At 66.5% G+C, this 17,451-nt stretch carries 17 protein-coding genes; 11 read left to right on the plus strand and 6 right to left on the minus strand.

Annotated elements, in window-relative coordinates; all coding sequences use genetic code 11:
• The first annotated feature begins 31 nt into the window (after positions 1-31).
• Positions 32-2,083, plus strand: coding sequence for a putative bifunctional diguanylate cyclase/phosphodiesterase (locus ACQHGV_RS03705; protein WP_440979469.1), 2,052 nt, complete (start codon positions 32-34; stop codon positions 2,081-2,083).
• On the opposite strand, the gene ACQHGV_RS03710 is transcribed toward ACQHGV_RS03705, so the two are convergent.
• Genes ACQHGV_RS03710 through ACQHGV_RS03720 form a run of 3 tightly spaced genes read right to left on the minus strand, consistent with a single transcriptional unit; the run spans position 2,065 to position 3,680 of the window.
• Positions 2,065-2,460: a response regulator gene (locus ACQHGV_RS03710; RefSeq protein WP_183951120.1), complete on the minus strand. Its 396-nt coding sequence runs from the start codon at positions 2,458-2,460 to the stop codon at positions 2,065-2,067. The two genes, ACQHGV_RS03705 and ACQHGV_RS03710, sit on opposite strands and share 19 nt — an antisense overlap.
• A 58-nt stretch (positions 2,461-2,518) precedes the next feature.
• Positions 2,519-3,475: an aldo/keto reductase gene (locus ACQHGV_RS03715; RefSeq protein WP_440979470.1), complete on the minus strand. Its 957-nt coding sequence runs from the start codon at positions 3,473-3,475 to the stop codon at positions 2,519-2,521.
• A gap of 7 nt (positions 3,476-3,482) precedes the next feature.
• The gene (locus tag ACQHGV_RS03720; RefSeq protein WP_440979471.1) at positions 3,483-3,680 is read right to left on the minus strand and encodes a hypothetical protein; all 198 of its coding nucleotides are present in this window, start codon (positions 3,678-3,680) and stop codon (positions 3,483-3,485) included.
• A gap of 96 nt (positions 3,681-3,776) precedes the next feature.
• On the opposite strand from ACQHGV_RS03720, the gene ACQHGV_RS03725 reads away from it, so the two are divergent.
• Positions 3,777-4,232 (plus strand): DUF4126 family protein, encoded by a 456-nt coding sequence (locus ACQHGV_RS03725; protein WP_440979472.1) that lies wholly within the window; start codon positions 3,777-3,779, stop codon positions 4,230-4,232.
• Between the two features lie 5 nt (positions 4,233-4,237).
• On the opposite strand, the gene ACQHGV_RS03730 is transcribed toward ACQHGV_RS03725, so the two are convergent.
• Together ACQHGV_RS03730 and ACQHGV_RS03735 are read right to left on the minus strand one after the other, a co-directional pair.
• A complete protein-coding gene (locus ACQHGV_RS03730) occupies positions 4,238-5,014 on the minus strand; it encodes a hypothetical protein (protein WP_440979473.1) in 777 nt (258 codons plus the stop codon).
• A gap of 93 nt (positions 5,015-5,107) precedes the next feature.
• On the minus strand, positions 5,108-6,280 hold the full coding sequence (locus tag ACQHGV_RS03735; RefSeq protein ID WP_440979474.1) for a Gfo/Idh/MocA family protein: 1,173 nt from the start codon (positions 6,278-6,280) through the stop codon (positions 5,108-5,110).
• 119 nt (positions 6,281-6,399) lie between these two features.
• On the opposite strand from ACQHGV_RS03735, the gene ACQHGV_RS03740 reads away from it, so the two are divergent.
• From ACQHGV_RS03740 to ACQHGV_RS03780, 9 genes are all read left to right on the plus strand, one after another.
• Positions 6,400-6,789 carry a c-type cytochrome gene (locus tag ACQHGV_RS03740; protein ID WP_440979475.1) on the plus strand — a complete coding sequence of 130 codons (390 nt, stop codon included), beginning with the start codon at positions 6,400-6,402 and terminating at the stop codon, positions 6,787-6,789.
• Between the two features lie 23 nt (positions 6,790-6,812).
• Positions 6,813-7,853, plus strand: coding sequence for a sugar phosphate isomerase/epimerase family protein (locus ACQHGV_RS03745; protein WP_440980127.1), 1,041 nt, complete (start codon positions 6,813-6,815; stop codon positions 7,851-7,853).
• 161 nt (positions 7,854-8,014) lie between these two features.
• Entirely contained in the window at positions 8,015-9,319 is a 1,305-nt protein-coding gene (locus ACQHGV_RS03750; protein ID WP_440979476.1) for an MFS transporter, read from the plus strand.
• A complete protein-coding gene (locus ACQHGV_RS03755) occupies positions 9,316-10,236 on the plus strand; it encodes a hydroxypyruvate isomerase family protein (protein ID WP_440979477.1) in 921 nt (306 codons plus the stop codon). The genes ACQHGV_RS03750 and ACQHGV_RS03755 overlap by 4 nt, the downstream gene beginning before the upstream one ends.
• A 17-nt stretch (positions 10,237-10,253) precedes the next feature.
• Entirely contained in the window at positions 10,254-11,063 is an 810-nt protein-coding gene (locus ACQHGV_RS03760) for a 3-keto-disaccharide hydrolase (protein WP_440980128.1), read from the plus strand.
• Positions 11,060-11,650, plus strand: a complete 591-nt coding sequence (locus ACQHGV_RS03765) for a gluconate 2-dehydrogenase subunit 3 family protein (RefSeq protein ID WP_440979478.1) — start codon at positions 11,060-11,062, stop codon at positions 11,648-11,650. Before ACQHGV_RS03760 ends, ACQHGV_RS03765 begins: the two co-directional genes overlap by 4 nt.
• The gene (locus ACQHGV_RS03770; protein ID WP_440979479.1) at positions 11,647-12,480 is read left to right on the plus strand and encodes a sugar phosphate isomerase/epimerase family protein; all 834 of its coding nucleotides are present in this window, start codon (positions 11,647-11,649) and stop codon (positions 12,478-12,480) included. The genes ACQHGV_RS03765 and ACQHGV_RS03770 overlap by 4 nt, the downstream gene beginning before the upstream one ends.
• An 82-nt stretch (positions 12,481-12,562) precedes the next feature.
• Entirely contained in the window at positions 12,563-14,245 is a 1,683-nt protein-coding gene (locus ACQHGV_RS03775) for a GMC family oxidoreductase (RefSeq protein ID WP_440979480.1), read from the plus strand.
• A 37-nt stretch (positions 14,246-14,282) separates the two neighbouring features.
• Positions 14,283-15,335 carry a LacI family DNA-binding transcriptional regulator gene (locus ACQHGV_RS03780; RefSeq protein ID WP_440979481.1) on the plus strand — a complete coding sequence of 351 codons (1,053 nt, stop codon included), beginning with the start codon at positions 14,283-14,285 and terminating at the stop codon, positions 15,333-15,335.
• A 996-nt stretch (positions 15,336-16,331) separates the two neighbouring features.
• Here the strand turns inward: ACQHGV_RS03780 and ACQHGV_RS03785 are convergent.
• On the minus strand, positions 16,332-17,351 hold the full coding sequence (locus ACQHGV_RS03785) for a class 1 fructose-bisphosphatase (protein WP_440979482.1): 1,020 nt from the start codon (positions 17,349-17,351) through the stop codon (positions 16,332-16,334).
• Positions 17,352-17,451 lie beyond the last annotated feature (100 nt).

Below are 17,451 nucleotides of genomic sequence, written 5' to 3' on the forward strand. Positions count from 1 at the left end.
TTTTAAGCATCATGGATCTAGGGTTCGCGCGATGAGAGCTTTGTCGCATCGCCATCGGTCCTTGCAGTTCCGCTTCGCGGTGATGCTGACCATCGGCCTGCTGGTGTCGCTCGCGCTGTGCGGACTGGGCCTGGCGCTGGGCAGCCAGCTGCTGACGACGGTCAAGGCGAACCGCCATCTGACGGCGACGATCACACGGCACGATGCCGAGGATGCCCGGCTGCGCGCGTTGCGCATCGCGATCGGCGATCTGACCCGCGACGTGGAAAAGGGGCGCGCCGTCGCCGATGCGCGCTGGCGGCCGCTGGAGCGTGAGACGGTCGCCGGCCTGTCGACGCCCGTCACGGTCTCGCCCGACATGCCCCGGTCGATCCATGCCGCACTGGTCGCCGAGCATCGGGTGCAACGCCAATTCGCCACGGCGGCGATGGCGCTGATGGCCGGCGCACGTCAGGGAGCCGCGTCGGTCAAGGCCGGGATGCCCGCCTTCGTCGCCAGCCTGCACGCGCTGGAACAGGCGCGGCAGACCTCGCACGATTTGCTCAACCGGCAACTCGCGATCAGCGGAACGCAGGTCGAGCAGCTGGCGCGCCATGCGCTGATCCAGGTGGCGATGGCGGGCGTGCTGATCCTGCTCTTCGTCTCCCTGTTGATCGTCTGGCTGCGGCGGCGGATCGTGCGGCCGCTGCTCGACATCGTCGCGGCGATCCGGACGATGAATGCCGGCCAGCCGCTCGCCCCCTTGCCCATGGCGGCCGACCAGGACGAGATCGGCGAACTGACGCGCGGGCTGGAGGCGCTGTCGCGCGCGGGCGCGGAGCGGGCGCGGATTCAGCGTCAGGTCGAGTATCTGGCGCATCACGATCCGCTGACCGGGCTGGTGAACCGCGTGGTCTTTTCCGAACGGCTGGCCGCGCTGTTGCTGGCGGGGCAGCGGGTCGCGCTGCTCGCGATCGATCTGGACGGGTTCAAGGGCGTCAACGACACGCTGGGCCATGCGACCGGGGACAAGATGCTGATCCGCACCGCCGCGCTGCTGGCGACGGCGGTGCGCGACGGCGATGTGGTCGCGCGGATCGGCGGGGACGAGTTCGCGATCATCCATGTCCTGTCCGATGGGGAGCGTGACGCCGCCGCGCTGGTCGAGCGGATATTCGCGATCGCGGGCCATGAGGCCGCCACCCCGGTGATCCGCCTGAGCATCGGCGTCGCCCTGTCGCAACATCATGCGCTGGAGGGGGATGAACTCCATGCCTGTGCGGACATCGCGCTGTATCGCGCCAAGGCGGACGGTCGCAATCGCGCGCGCCATTATGACGCGGCGATGGACGAGGAGCGCCGGCAGCGTCGCTGGCTGGCGCATGAACTATGCGACGCGGTGACGCGCGGCGAACTGCATCTGGCGTTCCAGCCGATCGCGGACTGCGCGACGCGGCGGATCATCGGGCAGGAGGCGCTGGCCCGCTGGACCCATCCGGTCCTGGGGGCGGTGTCCCCCGATGTCTTCATCGCCATCGCCGAAGAGGATGGCCTGATCGCCGAGATCGGCCAGCATCTGCTCGTCGAGGCGCTGACCGTGGTGCGGCAATGGCCGGTCGAATGGATGCTGGCGATCAACCTGTCGCCCGTCCAGCTGCGCGACCCGGCGCTGGCGGCGCGGATGCTGGCGGCGATCGCGGCGCGAGGCTTTGCCCCGTACCGGCTGGAGGTGGAGGTGACCGAGGGCGTGCTGATCGACGAGCGCGACACTGCCATGGCCAATTTGCGGGCCCTGCGCGCCGCCGGGGTCCGTATCGTGATGGACGATTTCGGAACCGGCTATTCGTCGCTCAGCAGTTTGCAGCAATTCCCGTTCGACAAGATCAAGATCGACCGCAGCTTCATCGCCGGGATGAACGAGGAAGGGCCGGCGCTGTCGATCGTGCGGGCCTCGGTCGGCCTGGGGCGCAGCCTGAATATCCCCGTCGTGGCCGAGGGTGTGGAGAGCGAGCAGCAATATGCGGTGCTGCAGGCGCTGGGCTGCGAACAGATCCAGGGCTATCTGATCGGCCGCCCCGCCACTTTTCAGGCGAAGGCGGCCTGACGCAGATCGTTTCCGGCCGAAAGGTCGCCGATCAGGCGAATGACCTCGTGGCCGGTATAGGGTTTCGGGAGGAAGCGAACCTCGGCCGGCAGCGTCGCCGGATCATATCCGGGTTCACCGGAGGTGACGATCACCGTGACGTGCGGATGGCTATCCCGCACCCGCGCGGCCAAGGCCGCACCGTCCAGCGACCCGGGCATCACCACATCGGTGAAGATCGCGCTGATGCCCGGATTGCTGTCGAGCATGCGCAGCGCTTCGTCCGCCGAGCTTGCCTGAACGACCTGGTATCCCGCATCCTCCAACGCGAATTGCGTATGGAGCAGCAGGAGGAACTGATCATCGACCACCATGATGGTACGTGGTGTAGAAGTCATGCGGCTTTAATGATTTGGTCATCGTGATGGTTTCCGCCGACTAACATATTTTATGTGGTTACGATCCGGCCGCATTTAGCCGCGCGAGTTGATCCTCCGACAGCCGGAGCCGCATGGCGGGGGTGAGTTCGGACAACTGCTTGACGCTGGTGGCACTCGCGATCGGCGCGGTGACGCCGGCCTGCGCCATCAGCCAGGCGAGTGCGACCTGCGCCGGGGTGGCCCCAGTTTCCTCGGCCACGCCGTCGAGCACGGCAAGCACCTCCGCACCCTTGCCGTGAAGCAGTTCGCCCATCTTCTGTCCGCGCACGCTTTGCGACAGATCGGCCTCGCGGCGATATTTGCCGGTCAGGAAGCCCGAAGCGAGGCCGTAATAGGGCACGACGCCGATATTCTCGGTGACGCAGTAATCCTGCAACTCGCCCTCATATTTGTGGCGGCTGACCAGATTATATTCGGGCTGCAGCACATGGTAGCGCGGGAGGCCGGCGTCGCGCGCGGCGTTGTTGGCGCGCATCAGCCGGGCGGCATGGAAGTTGGAGGCGCCGATCACGCGGACCTTGCCCGCCTCGACCAGCCTGGCGAAGGCCTCCATCACCGTCTCCTGCGGCTGATCCTCGTCATCCTGATGCGCGAAATACAGGTCGATGCGGTCGGTCTGGAGCCGCTTGAGCGACGCTTCCGCCGCCGCGGCGATGCGCGCGGGGGCCAGCTTCTCGCCGCCCTCGCCGGGCAGCATGCCGACCTTGGTCGCGATCAGCACCTGGTCGCGCTTGCCGCTGGCCTTCAGCCATTCGCCGATCATCGTCTCGGACTCGCCGCCCTGATGGCCGTCGACCCAGGCGGAATAGACGTCGGCGGTATCGATCATCGTACCGCCCTGATCGACGAATGCGTCGAGCACCGCGAAGCTCGCGTCCCGGTCGGCGGTCCAGCCGAAGACGTTGCCGCCCAGCACCAGCGGCGCGATCATCAGGTCGGTCGAGCCCAGGCGGCGGAGCGGCGTATCGGTCATGACGGCATCAGCTTTCGTTATCGGTGGATGTCGTCGCCTCAACGTCCGAAGGGGCGATCGCGTTCAGATCGACCGCCTTGGCGTCGAGCATCGCGGCGGCTTCGTTCAGCTGGCGGTTCTCCGCCTCACTCAGCCCCTCGGGCTGGTCGTTGGAGGAACAGGCGGCAAGCGCCAGCAGCGCGGCGGTGGTCAGGATGCGGATCATGGCGCGGATGATGCCAAAGCCGGGGTGTTGAAGGGAAGGGGGAACCCGCCGGACGGGGGCGAGCGTTGGGACGATCTGTTTTCAAGGCACGAGGTCATGGTCATGCTCGCATCGTTCAAAATGGGTCTGGTCGGCGGACAGCGCGCGATGACGCCGCTGGCCGCCGTGTCGATCGCCGCCGCGCGGGGCGAATTGAAGCCGGGCAAGGGCGTGCTGCGCTGGCTGGCCAATCCGGTCGTCGCCGTCGGCACGCTGGCGCTCGCGATCGGCGAAATGGCGGGCGACAAGCAGAAGACCGCGCCCGACCGGATCGTGCCGATCGGTCTGGTCGCGCGCTTCACGACCTCGGCGATCGCCGGCGCGGTGCTGGCCGACCCCAAGCGTCGCTGGCTGGGTGCGGCGATCGGCGGCGTGACGGCGGTGGTCGCCTCCTATCCCGGCTGGCGCGGGCGGATGGCCGCATTGGGACGCTACGGCCAGACCAAGACGGGCTTCGCCGAGGACGTCGCGGTGCTCGCCAGCGCGGCCGGGATCGTGCGCGGGCGGGTCTGACCGGCTCAGCGGTTCCGATCGGCGGGAAACAGCCGGGCGAACCAGCGCCGCCCGACATGAAACCATGCCAGCGCCAGGAGCAGCCCCAGCAACAGGGGCGGCCCCAGATAGGCGAGCAGGGTCAGAACCGTCGTGATCGTCCAGCTGAGCGAGGCATAGGCGATGTTCGCCACCTCGCTCAGCTGCGCCTGTAGTCCGACGCCGGACCCGGCGGCATAATAGAAGCTGATGGGCGTGAAGGTGACGCTGGCCTGGGTGGCAGCCTTGGCGGCGAGATTGTCGCGTTGCTGTCGCTCCAGCGCGGCGCGACGGATCAGCAATCCGCTTCGTTCGGCAGCCGGTAGGCCCTGAATCGCCAGCCTTTTGTCGATTTCACTCCGATCGGTCCGGGTATCGGCGGCGCTGGCATCGGCCTGTTGGATGTCGGGCACGGTATCCTTGCCGATGATCTCCGCACCGGTCAGTGCGCCGCCCGCCGCTTCGACCCGCTTGACGCTTTCCCGGCCAAAGGTACGGGCGATGGCCGAGGCAACACTCATATCCAGACTGGCGGAGGCGCGACCCGAACTGTCGACGTTGAACGCCATGCCGGTGATACGGCACCGTGCGCCCAGCCGCTCGCATGCCTGGGCTTGCAACTCCTGTGCATCGGAAATCCGCGCCGACGGCAGGCGCACGTCGTAGCGATAGGAAAAGGCCAGGCCGCCGGCCTTGCTCGCGGTTTCGCCGGCCTGATCCTGATCGGGCGCCTTGCTGCAACCCGCCAGGACCAGCAGGGCCATTCCAATGCCGAACCACCGCATGATCAACTCCCCATCGATCGTTTTCAAAACGTATCGATGTGATGGGAATTGCGTCAAGCCGGCTCGACGCACTCAGTCGGCTAGCGCGGGAAACACGGTCCACTTCTCGTCCGACCGCGCGCTTTCCAGCACCGCCTCGACGAACGCCATCGTCCGCAATCCGGATTCCAGCCCCGGAAACCAGTCGGGCTCACCCAATGCGCCACCCGTCGGGGCATCGTCGCGCAGGCTTCCCGCGACCGCGCGGTAGAGGTTGCCGAACGCTTCGATATAGCCTTCCGGATGGCCCGAGGGAGTGCGCAGGCGGGGCAGGGTGGTGGGGCTGAGGCCCGGGCCGCCGGCGCGGACGATCTCGGCGGGGCGGTCGAGCCAGCGCAGGGTCAGCGTGTTCGGCTCCATCTGCGACCATTCCAGCCCGCCCTTCTCGCCATGGATGCGGATACGCAGGCCGTTCTCCTCGCCCGCCGCCACCTGCGTGGCGCGCAGCGTGCCACGCGCGCCCTCGGCGAAGCGCAGCAGGACATTGACGTCGTCGTCAAGCATCCGTCCCGCCACATGAGTGGACACATCCGCCGACAGCGCCTCGACCGTGAGGCCGGAGACATGTTCGGCCAGCTGGAAGGCATGGGTGCCGATATCGCCTAGCGCGCCGCCGAGGCCCGCCCGCGCGGGATCGGTGCGCCACTCGGCCTGCTTGTTGCCTTCGCGGTCGAGCGGGCTGCTCAGCCAGCCCTGGACATATTCGACATGGACCAGCCGGACGCGACCGAAATCGCCGCGCGCGACGCGCGCGCGTGCCTCCTCGACCATCGGATAGCCGCTATAGGTGAAGGCCAGCGCGTAGAGTTGGCCCGACGCCCGCGCCGCCTCGGTGATGGCTTGCGCCTCGGCCAGGTTCATCGCCATCGGCTTTTCGCTGAACACGGGGAAGCCCGCATCGAGCGCGGCGATCGCCATGGGGGCGTGGAGATGGTTGGGCGTGACGATCGCGACCGCGTCGATCCGGTCACCCTCGGGGCGCGCGCGTTCGTCGGAGAGCAGCGCATCGAGCGTGTCATGGACCCGCGCCGGGTCGAGGCCGAACTGCTCGCCGGTGCGCCGGTTGCGCGCTGGATCGCTGCTGAACGCACCCGCGACCAAATGCCAGTCGCCATCCAGCGCCGCCGCCATCCGGTGCACGCCGCCGATGAACGCGCCCTCGCCGCCGCCCGCCATCGCCAGCTTCAACCTGCGTCCCGCCATCATCCTCTCCTGTCATGCGCGTCGCTCGAAAGGCGACATTCGATACTTGCAAGCCACGGGTTTACCGGTAAACTCCGTGTAGAACCAGCGAGTCTGGACAAGAAAATTTCAGGAGAGAGAGGATGAGGCAACTCGTCTGGTTGGCCGCCCTGCCTGGTGCGATCGCCGTGATGCTGGCGGTGCAGGCACCCTCGACCGCGCAGACCGCGCCCGCCGCCGGGGCGCAGGCCTTTGCCGCATGCCGTGCATGCCACACGCTCAACAAGGGCGGGCGCAACGGGGTCGGCCCCAATCTGAACGGCGTCTTCGGGCGGCAGGCGGGCAGTATCGCCGGCTTCAACTATTCGCCCGCGATGAAGGCCTCCGGGCTGAAATGGGATGACAAGACCCTCAACGAGTTCATCGCCGCGCCGATGAAGAAGGTGCCCGGCACGCGCATGCCGATCGGCGTCGCCGACCCCGCCAAGCGCGCCGCGCTGATCGCGTACCTCAAGGCCGAGACCGCGAAGTGACCGAGACCGCCCCATCCTCGGCGATGCGCGGGCCGGGTATCTTCCTGGCCCAGTTCATGGGCGATGCCGCCCCGTTCGACACGCTTGATTCGGCGGCGCGCTGGATGGCGGAGGCGGGCTATGAGGGCGTGCAGATCCCGACCTGGGATGCGCGCTGCATCGACCTGAAGCTGGCCGCCGAAAGCCAGGATTATTGCGACGATCTGGCCGGGCGCTGCGCCGAGGCGGGCGTCGCGATCACCGAATTGTCGACCCATTTGCAGGGGCAACTGGTCGCGGTCCATCCCGCCTATGATGCAGCGTTCGACGGCTTCGCGCCCGAGGCGGTGCGGGGCAAGCCCGCCGAGCGACAGGAATGGGCGTTCCAGCAACTGCGTTACGCCGCCAAGGCCAGCCGGCGACTGGGCTTGAACGCGCACGCGACCTTCTCGGGCGCGTTGCTCTGGCCCTTCGTCTATCCTTGGCCGCAGCGGCCCGCCGGGCTGGTGGCGGAAGGGTTTGCCGAACTCGGCAAGCGCTGGCGGCCGATCCTGGACGCGTTCGAGGAGGAAGGTGTCGACCTCTGCTACGAACTCCATCCCGGCGAAGACCTGCATGACGGCGTGACGTTCGAGCGGTTCCTGGAGGCGGTCGGCGGCCATGCCCGCGCCAACATCCTCTACGACCCCAGCCATTTCGTGCTGCAGGCGATGGATTATCTGCAGTTCATCGATTTTTATCACGACCGCATCCGCATGTTCCACGTCAAGGATGCCGAGTTCAATCCGACCGGCCGTGCGGGCGTCTATGGCAGCTATAGCGACTGGGTCGATCGGCCGGGGCGGTTCCGCTCGCTGGGCGACGGGCAGGTCGATTTCGGCGGCATTTTCTCCAAGCTGACGCAGTACGGCTATGCCGGTTGGGCAGTGCTGGAATGGGAATGCTGCCTGAAGCATCCCGAGGACGGCGCGCGGGAGGGGGCGCCCTTCATCGCCGCACACATGATCCGGCGGGCCGAGCGCGCCTTCGACGATTTCGCCGGTGGGGGCGATCCGGCCGCCAATCGGCGCTGGCTGGGAATTTGAAATATGCTCTCCGTCATTGCGAGCGCAGCGAAGCAATCCAGTGCCCGGGCAAGGCGCCGTGGATTGCTTCGCTGCGCTCGCAATGACGGATAATAATTCAATGGCTTGACCATTCGCTCCGGACGGTCAAGTCTGACAAAAAAGATAAGCGGGAGAGGGGCATGGAAGCGATACCGGAGAATCGGTCGCGGCTGTTCTGGCTAAGCGTGCTGGCCCTGTTCACGGCCGCCGCGAGTGCGGCGCTGCGTGCGGCGGTGGCGAGCAGCCTGAAGGCGCAGTGGATCGACCCGATCGCGCCGGTCGAGGCGGGGGAGTTGATCGGGTCGGCCCTGGGTTCGGCCTTTCTGGGCTTTGCCGCGACCCTGTTTGTGGCGAGCGCGCTGCTCGACCGGGTCGGGGCGCGCCAGATGCTGATCGGCTGCGGCCTGTGTTTCCTCGTCGGCACGACGGCGATCATCGGGGCGGGCTCGGTCGCCAGCGGCATGGGCGTCTATCATGTCGTCTGGGGCGGGATGCTGCTCAGCGGTATCGGCTGGGGTTTGGCGGAAGCATCGATCAACCCGTTGACCGCACGGCTTTATCCCGAAGACACGACGCATCGCCTGAACGTGCTTCATGCCTGGTATCCCGGCGGGCTGATCGTCGGCGGTCTGGCGGGGGTGTTCCTGGCGGAGGCGCTGTCGTGGCAGGCGATCATGGCGCTGGTGCTGATCCCGGCGCTCGGTGTGCTGGTGATGGCGGCGACCACCCGTTTTCCGCCGGTCCCCCGCGAAGTCCGTGACGTCGGTTTCGGCGGCATGATCGCCGAAGTCTTCAAGCGGCCGAGCTTCTTCGTCTGGTTCGCCGCGATGTTCCTGACCGCCGCCTCCGAACTGGCGCCGGGCCAGTGGCTCGACGTCGCGCTCAGCAGCCGGGTGGGCATGCGCGGTATCCTGCTGCTGGTCTATGTCAGCGCGCTGATGTTCGTGTTCCGCCATTTCGCCGGGCGGATCGCGGGGCGGTTGTCCAATCCGGGGCTGCTCTGGGTGTCGAGCCTGTTGGCGGGGATCGGTCTGTTCTTGTTGTCGCGCGCGCAGTCGCCGGTGGCGGCGATCCTGGCCTCGACCGTGTGGGGGTTGGGCGTCTGCGCGATGTGGCCGACCATGCTCGCCTCGGTCGCCGAGCGTTATCCGCGCGGCGGTGCCTGGGCGCTCGGGCTGGTCGGATCGGCGGGCGCGCTGGCGAGCTTCTTCGTTCTGCCCCGTCTGGGCGCGATGTTCGACGCCGCCAAGGTCGAGCTGGCCGGTGGACCGGAGGCGTTCACCCGGCTGACCGGTGAGGCGCTGCGCCAGGTCGAGGATGCGGCGGCGTCGCAGTCCTTCGCGCGGCTGGCGATCGTGCCGGTGATCCTGTTGTTCGTGTTCGGCGGAATCTGGCTGGCCGAGCGCCGCCGTCCCCGCCGCCCCGTTGCGGAGAGCGTCGCATGAACTGGTCGCGTCGTACCGTCATCGGTGGCCTGGCCGCCGCCGTCCCCGCCGCCACGCTGGCGGGACAGAAGGCCGGCCGATCTTCGAATGCCGCGCGCTTCACACTGGGCTTCGCGCCGCATCTGGGCAGCTTCGCCAGCCGGGGCGACAGCTCGGTCGAGCAGATCGCCTATGCCGCCGATCAGGGCTTCTGGGCCTGGGAGGACAATGAGTACCGCCTCCGCCCCATCGCCGAGCAGGAGGCGATCGCCAAGGCGCTGCGCGACCGCAAGATGACGATGGGCGTGTTCGTCGCCTCGATGCCCAAATGGTCGGAATCGCGGCCCCTGCTGGGCGGGGACGACGATGCCGAGCGGCAGGCGTTTCTGGCCGACGTGACCAGCGCGGTCGATGTCGCAAAACGGGTCGGCGCGACGCGGATGACGGTCGTCACCGGCTTCATGGACAAGCGTCTGCACCCCGCCATCCAGATGGGCCGGATCATCGACGTGATGCGCCGCGCAGGGGACATCGTCGCGCCGCATGGGATGGCGCTGGTCATGGAGCCGCTCAACACGCGGACCAACCATCCGGGCGTCTTCATGCAGTCGATCGCGGAGGGCTATGCGGTCGCGCGCGGCGCGAACAGCCCGGGCGTGAAGGTGCTGGCCGATCTCTATCACGAGCAGATCCAGTCGGGAAATCTGATCCCGACGATGAAGCTGTGCTGGGACGAGATCGGCTATATCCAGTTCGGCGACAATCCGGGCCGCAACGAGCCGGGCAGCGGCGAGATCAACTACGCCAATGTCTGCCGCTTCCTGAAGGCGCAGGGCTATGCCGGGGTGATCGGCATGGAGCATGGCAATTCGGTCAAGGGCCGGGCGGGCGAAGACAAGCTGATCGCCGCCTATCGCGCGATCGATCCGAGAATATGAGGAGGGGAGCGATGCGGATGGTGCCGTTGATCGCGCTGGCCGTGGCGAGTGGTGCGGTCGCGCAAGACAAGCCGGGGCTGGGGTTCCGCGACACGCCGATCCTGCCCGGCGGCAAATGGCATGTCCATGACCCCGACCGGCCCGCGCCCAAGGTCGTGACGCCCGCCGCGCAACCCGGCGGTGCACCGTCCGATGCGGTGGTGCTGTTCGACGGGCGCTCGATGGACGCCTGGAGGCCCAGCGGCAAGCCTTGGGTGCTGAAAGACGGCGCGATGACCGTGCCGCCGCGCGATGGCAAGGCGGAGAGCGTGCTGGTCAGCAAGCAGAGCTTCGGCGACGTGCAGATGCACCTCGAATTCCGCTCGCCGACCCCGCCGCAGAAAGCGTCGCAGGATCGCGGCAATAGCGGCATCTGGTTCATGCAGCGCTATGAAGTTCAGATCCTCGACGGCTATGACAACCCGACCTATGCCGATGGCACGGTCGGTGCGGTCTATGCCTGGAAGCCGCCGCTGGTGAACCCTTCGCGCAAGCCCGGCGAGTGGCAAAGCTATGACATCGTCTTCGAGCGGCCGCGTTTCGCGGCGGACGGCAAGCTGCTGCGCCCCGCCTATGTCACCGCGTTCCTGAACGGCGTGCTGGTCCAGAACCATCAGGCGATGCTGGGCACCACCGTCTGGCGGCAGATCGGCCAGTATCAGGCGCATGGCGACGCCGCGCCGATCCAGCTTCAGGATCATGATTCGCCCGTTTCGTTCCGCAATATCTGGGTCCGCCCGCTGCCGCCCGAGGCGATCGCGCAGGACCTGCCGGAGGATGTCCGATGATCGCCCACCCCCATATTGACCGCCGCCACGCGCTGGCGGGGATCACCGCCATGTTCGGCTCCGCGCTGTTCGCGCCCATCGCCCGAGCGGCGGGGGCGGTGGAACAGACGCGCGGTGCCATCCCCGTCATTTCCGAAGGGCCGCCCAGCGTCGCGGTCTTCACCCCCACCCAACGCGCGACGATGACCGCGCTGGCCGAGCGGGTGCTGCCGACCACCGACACCCCCGGCGCGATTGCCGCCGAGGTGCCGGCGTTCATCGAGAAGATGCTGGCCGACTGGTCGCTGCCCGAGGACCGGATACCGATCGTCAACGGGCTGAACGCGATCGACGCGCGCAGCCAGAGCGTCAACAAGCTCGCCGCCGCCAAGGCGACCACGCAGCAGCAGGACACGCTGCTGACCGAGGCGATGGAGGGCGTCATCCCCGAGGGTCGCGCCTTTTTCGAGCCGTTCCGGCAGCTCGTCATCACCGGCTATTACACGTCCGAAATCGGCATCACGCAGGAGCGCGAATATCTGCCCGTGCCCGGCGAATATAATGGTGCCTTCCCCTATTCTCAGGTCAACAAGGTATATTCGGCATGATCGATCGTCGTTCGCTCATCGGCGCCGGGCTGGGTCTGGGCGCGGCCGGATTCCTGCCGGGCGAGGCGCAGGCGGCGCAGCTGGGGCCCATCGGCTTGCAGCTCTATACGATCCGCGAGCTGTTCGCCGCCGATCCGGTCAAGACGCTCGAGGCGGTGGCGAACATCGGCTATCGCGAGATCGAATATGGCGGTGGCGGCTATGACGCGATGGACCATGCCATGCTCCGCCGCACGCAGGACCGGCTGGGGCTGAAGGCGCCGTCGATCCACGTTCCCTATGAAAGCCTGCGCGACAAGTTCGACCAGAGCGTGGCGATGGCCAAGACGCTGGGCGCGGATACCGTCATCCTGCCCTATATGACCGACGAGCATCGCACCGAGGCAGGGTGGAATGCGGCGCTGCCCAATTTCAACCGCTTTGCGCAAGGCCTGAAGAAGGCGGGGCTGGGCTTCGCCTATCACAACCATGATTTCGAGTTCACCGTGAAGCCCGGCGGCGTCAGCCTGTACGAGCGGCTGCTGAAGGCGACCGACCCCAGGCTCGTGAAGCTGGAGATCGATCTCTATTGGGCGCTGCACGCGGGCGAGGATGTGAAGGCGCTGATCCGGCGGCTGGCCGGGCGCATCTATGCCTATCACGTCAAGGACGCGCGCGCCGATGGCAGCATGACGGCGGTGGGCGCGGGCCAGACCGACTTCGCCTCGATCTTCAAGCTCAACGGGCTGGTCGGCGTGAAGCATTTCTATGTCGAGAACGACCAAGCGCCCGCGCCCTATCTGCCCGACATCACGACCAGCTACCGGACGCTGCGGGCGTTGCGGTTCTGAACCATGCCGCATCCCGTCATTGCGAGCGCGGCGAAGCAATGACGAATAAATGTAACGACATAAGAGATTAGGGAGGACAGCCATGGCGGCGACGGACCGTTTCGACGCGATCGTGATCGGGTCGGGCATCAGCGGCGGGTTCGCCGCCAAGGAACTGACCGAAAAGGGCCTGCGCGTCCTGATGCTCGATCGGGGCGTCATGGTCGAACATGGCGAGGGCTATCCCTATGACGGCAAGCCCGCCTTCGAGGTGCCGGCGCGCAACATCATGCCCAAGCCGTTGATGGACAGCGACTATTTCATCGCCAAACATGGCTATGTCGCGCCCAGCAATCGCAAATTCTACAATGACGACCGGCTGAATCCCTATGCCTATGACGAGGGGAGCAAATTCTACTGGATCAGGCCCGGTGCGGTCGGCGGCAAGTCGCTGATCTGGGGACGCTGGTCGTTCCGATGGAGCCCGGACGACTTCCTGGCGAACAAGCGCGAGGGCGTCGCGGCCGACTGGCCGATCCGGTATGATGATGTCGAGCCCTGGTATGCCTATGTCGAGAAATATATCGGCGTATCCGGCTCACGCGAGAACCTGCCCTATCTGCCCGATAGTGAATTCCAGCCGCCGATCCCGATGAACGTCGCGGAGAAATGGCTGAAGGAGCGGCTGGAGGGCCAGTTTCCGGGGCGCAAGCTGATCAACACCCGCCTGTCCAACATGACTGAGGACAAGCCCGACCAGAACCGTACCAAGTGCCAGTTCCGCAACCAGTGCGGCAATGGCTGTTCCTTCGGCGCCTATTTTTCGACCCAGGCGGTAACCTTACCGGCGGCGCGCGCGACCGGGCGGCTGACGTTGCAGTCGGATGCGGTGGTGACCGGCATCGACTATGATGCGGCCAGGAAGAAGGTGACCGGCGTCCGCTATATCGATGCCAAGACGGGTCAGGCGATGCAGGCGACCGCGAACCTGGTCTTCGTCTGCGCATCGTCGATGGCATCGGTGCAGATCCTGATGAACTCGCGCGCGGCCGGTTCGGAGCGTAGCCATTTCGACTCGAGCGGGACGCTCGGCCGCTATGTCATGGACCATATCTTTCGCGTCGGCGTGTCGGGCGAGATCCCCGGCATGGACGACCTGATCGAATATGGCCGACGGCCGGGCGGCGTCTATGTGCCGCGCTTCCGCAATCTGAAGGGCGACGAGGGCCTCGGCTTCAAGCGGGGTTATGGCTATCAGGGATCGGCCTATCGCAACGCCGCCAAGCCGGTCGGCTTCGGTGCCGAGATGAAGCACGGCATGCGCCGCTATGGCCCGTGGCAGTTCAGCATGGGCGCGTTCGGCGAATGTCTGCCCTATGAGGACAATCGCGTCTCGCTCCACCCGAGCAAGGTCGACCGGTTCGGCGTGCCGCTGATGAAGTTCGACGTCACCTTCCGCGACAATGAGCTGAAGATGATGGCCGATGCCCGGCGCGAGGGCGAGGCGATGCTGCGCGCAGCGGGGATGAAGAACGTCACCAGCGGCGAGCAGGAGCATATTCCCGGCGACGCGATCCATGAAATGGGCGGCGCGCGCATGGGCGCGGACCCGCGTGCCTCGGTGCTCAACAAATGGAGCCAGGCGCATGACGCCTCCAACCTGTTCGTCACCGATGGCGCGCAGATGGCCTCGATCTCGTGCGTGAACCCCTCGCTGACCTTCATGGCGCTGACCGCGCGGGCGGTCGACCATGCGGTCAAGGGGCTGAAGGCGGGCGCGGTCTGACGCGCCGGGCTCCCCGGTTCATGGCGGGCACTGGCCGGTGACGGAAAAGCCCGTTACCGCCGTGCCGGTCATGACCATGCGCAAGCCCGAGGGAGTTACGATCCGCGCGGTCGGCGAACGCGCCGGCGTGTCGGCGATGACCGTGTCCAACGTGATCAACGGCACCGGCAAGGTCGGGCCGGCGACGCGCGCGGCCGTGCTCGCCGCCATCGAGGAACTGGGGTACCGCCCCAATATCGCCGCACGCCGGCTGGCCAAGGCGCGCGCGACAACGCTGGGGCTGATCTACAGCGACCGGCGAACACCCTTCATCGAATCCGTGTTGCTCGGCGCCCTGCGCGCGACCAATGCGCGCGGCCTGCAATTCATCGCCCAGGCCGAGGAGGGGCTGACCCGCGAAGCGGCCGAGGCGGCGGTACGCGCGCTGGTGCAGAGCGGCGCGGCGGGCGTGCTCCTGGTGCCGCCCTTCGCCGAACTGCTCAGCGGGTCGGGGCTGTTCGAGCAACTGGGGGTCGCGGCGGCGGCGATCGCGACGGGCCATGCCTTGCCGGACATTTCGACGGTGCGGATCGACAATCGGACGGCGATGGCGGCGCTGACCCGCCATGTCGCGGGGCAGGGGCATCGCCGGATCGGCTTTGTCGCGGGGCTGGCGCGCTTCTCGGTGGCGGACGAGCGGCTGGCGGGCTTTCGCGACGGCCTCGTGGCGAGCGGCCTGCCGGTCGATCCGACGCTGGAGATACGCGGCGAGTTCGAACCGGCCAGCGGCGCGGCGGCGGCGCGCGTCTTGCTATCGCGCCCCGACAGGCCGAGCGCGATCCTGTGCAGCAGCGACGACATGGCCGCCGGGCTGATCGGCGAAGCGCATCGCATGGGGCTGTCCCTGCCACGCGATCTGGCGGTCACCGGTTTCGACGACACCGCGATCGCGGCACGGCTATGGCCTCCACTGACCGTCATCCGCCAGCCGGTGGGCGACATGGCCTTCCGCGCGGTGGAGCAGGTGCTGGCCTCGCTCCGATCGCGCGCGGTGGAGGACCGGGTGGTGGCGCATGAAGTGGTGGTGCGGGAGTCGGTGGGGCGGGGATAGCGAGCGGCCCGCCTGTTTGCCGAGTCCGATCGGGCCAGACTTTAGGCCCCGGTCATAGCCGCGACATGGCAAACGGCTTGTGCAACGAGAACCCCGATCGCGAACCACCCGACACTTGCGGTGTTGTTCAGATCGGGCAAAAACATCTTGGCCCTCCATCGGCAGAATAGGCTTCCGCCGGCAATCAGGACCAAGCCTGTGAGCCAGCCGGTCGATAGAAAGCCAGGCAAGGGTAAGGTTTTTAGGCCTGCGTAACTCGTGATGATCAGGCCAGCCAGGATGGCGAGGCTCATCATCTTATTTGACCGACGATGCGGGAGTTCCTCGGAGCGCAAGTTCATTCAATATTCTCCCCGCATAGAAGCTGTAATAATCTTTAGATTGTCCGGAAAATTGATTGAGAAGCGCTGCGCCAAACGCCAGCGCGGGATGATTTTTGAGAAGTGCGGCAACGCCAACACCCGCTACCGCGTCACCGGTTCGATCACCAGGTATCGCGGATAAATCGGCAATTTTCGAAAGTTCGCGCTAATAGGTCTTGTTTTCAGGAGTCGATAGACAAGCAGGATATGCGAATGGCTTTTCAAAAAGGTCGCGAGAAAGCGATATGATTTTGGCGCGAATGGCGATGCGTTCCGCTGATTTTACGAAAGCCGCAAGATCTTGATGCCAGCGGTTCGAATATAGGTCGAAGGATGGGTGGCTGTGCAACGGCTTGGGGCGTTCCTTGGCCTTCGACTTCGCTCAGGCTGAACGGGGGCGGGTAATTGCCGAATGGAGAGCGTGTCTTGAAAAGCTTCATGAGAGCGCTTGTCAAAAACGAATTTCATTCCTCCCCTGCAAGGGGAGGGGGACCATGCGCAGCATGGTGGAGGGGTGTCACCGGTTGAGAGGAAGGTCTTACCTTGCCAGCGGCCACACCCGTCCGTCAGGCCTTCGGCCTGCCACCTCCCCTTACAGGGGAGGAATATGGACGGCGTTAGCGTCGTTCAGCCCTTAACCAGTCCGTCCATAGTCCGCGACCAGCGCCACCTCCTCGGCATCGCCCAGCACCACGCCGACGCGCTGGTGCAGGCCGATGGGGGCCACGTCCATGATCGGTTCCGCGCCGTCGATCGATGCGCCGCCCGCCTGTTCGATCAGGAAGCTCATCGGATTGGCCTCATAGAGCAGGCGCAGCTTGGCCTTGCCGGCCTCGCGATGGTCGCCGGGATAGAGGAACACGCCGCCGCGCTTCAGGATGCGGTGGATGTCCGCCACCATCGAGGCGGTCCAGCGCATGTTGTAATCCTCGCCCAGCGGCCCCTCGGTGCCGAGGATGCGCTCCTCGATATAGCGGGCGATACCGGGCGACCATTGGCGGCGGCGCGCCATGTTGATCGCGAATTCGCGATTGCCCGACGGTATCCGCATCGGCCCGTCGGTCAGCCGCCACGATCCGATCTCGCGGTCGAGCGTGAACTCATAGACGCCGTCGCCGACCGTCAGCACCAGCAGCGTCTGCGGCCCGTAAATTGCATAGCCCGCCGCCACCTGCGCGCGGCCCGGTTGCAGGAAATCGGCCTCGGTCACTTCACGGCCCGCGCAATCCTCGGGCGCGCGCAGGACCGAGAAGATGGTGCCGACCGACAGGTCGACATCGACATTGCTCGACCCGTCGATGGGATCGAACAGCAGCAGATATTCGCCGCGTGGGAAGCGGTTGGGGATGCGGTGGATCGTCTCCATCTCCTCCGACGCCATCGCCGCCAGATGCCCGCCCCATTCATTGGCGTCGAGCAGCAGGTCGTTGGCGATCACGTCCAGCTTCTTCTGGACCTCGCCCTGCACATTTTCGCTGCCCAGCGACCCCAACACGTCGCCCAGCGCGCCCTTGGAGATCGCCTGGTTCACCGCCTTGCACGCGCGCGCAACGGTTTCGATCAGCAGGCGGAGTTCGGGGGGGCAGGTCTCTTCGGATCGGCGCTGCTGCTCGATCAGGAACCGGGTCAGCGTGGTTTGGCGCGGGGTGGGCATCGTCGGAAGGCTCCGGGAAAGGACGGCGACGATCGACCCCGCGGTCTCCCTCCCGCCGGGCCGAACCATGGTGGCGGATGGTCCTTGCCCGTGCCCGGCG

Origin of the sequence: Sphingomonas pseudosanguinis, from assembly GCF_052056765.1 — a bacterium.
In the GTDB taxonomy this organism is placed as follows: Bacteria; Pseudomonadota; Alphaproteobacteria; order Sphingomonadales; family Sphingomonadaceae; genus Sphingomonas; species Sphingomonas pseudosanguinis.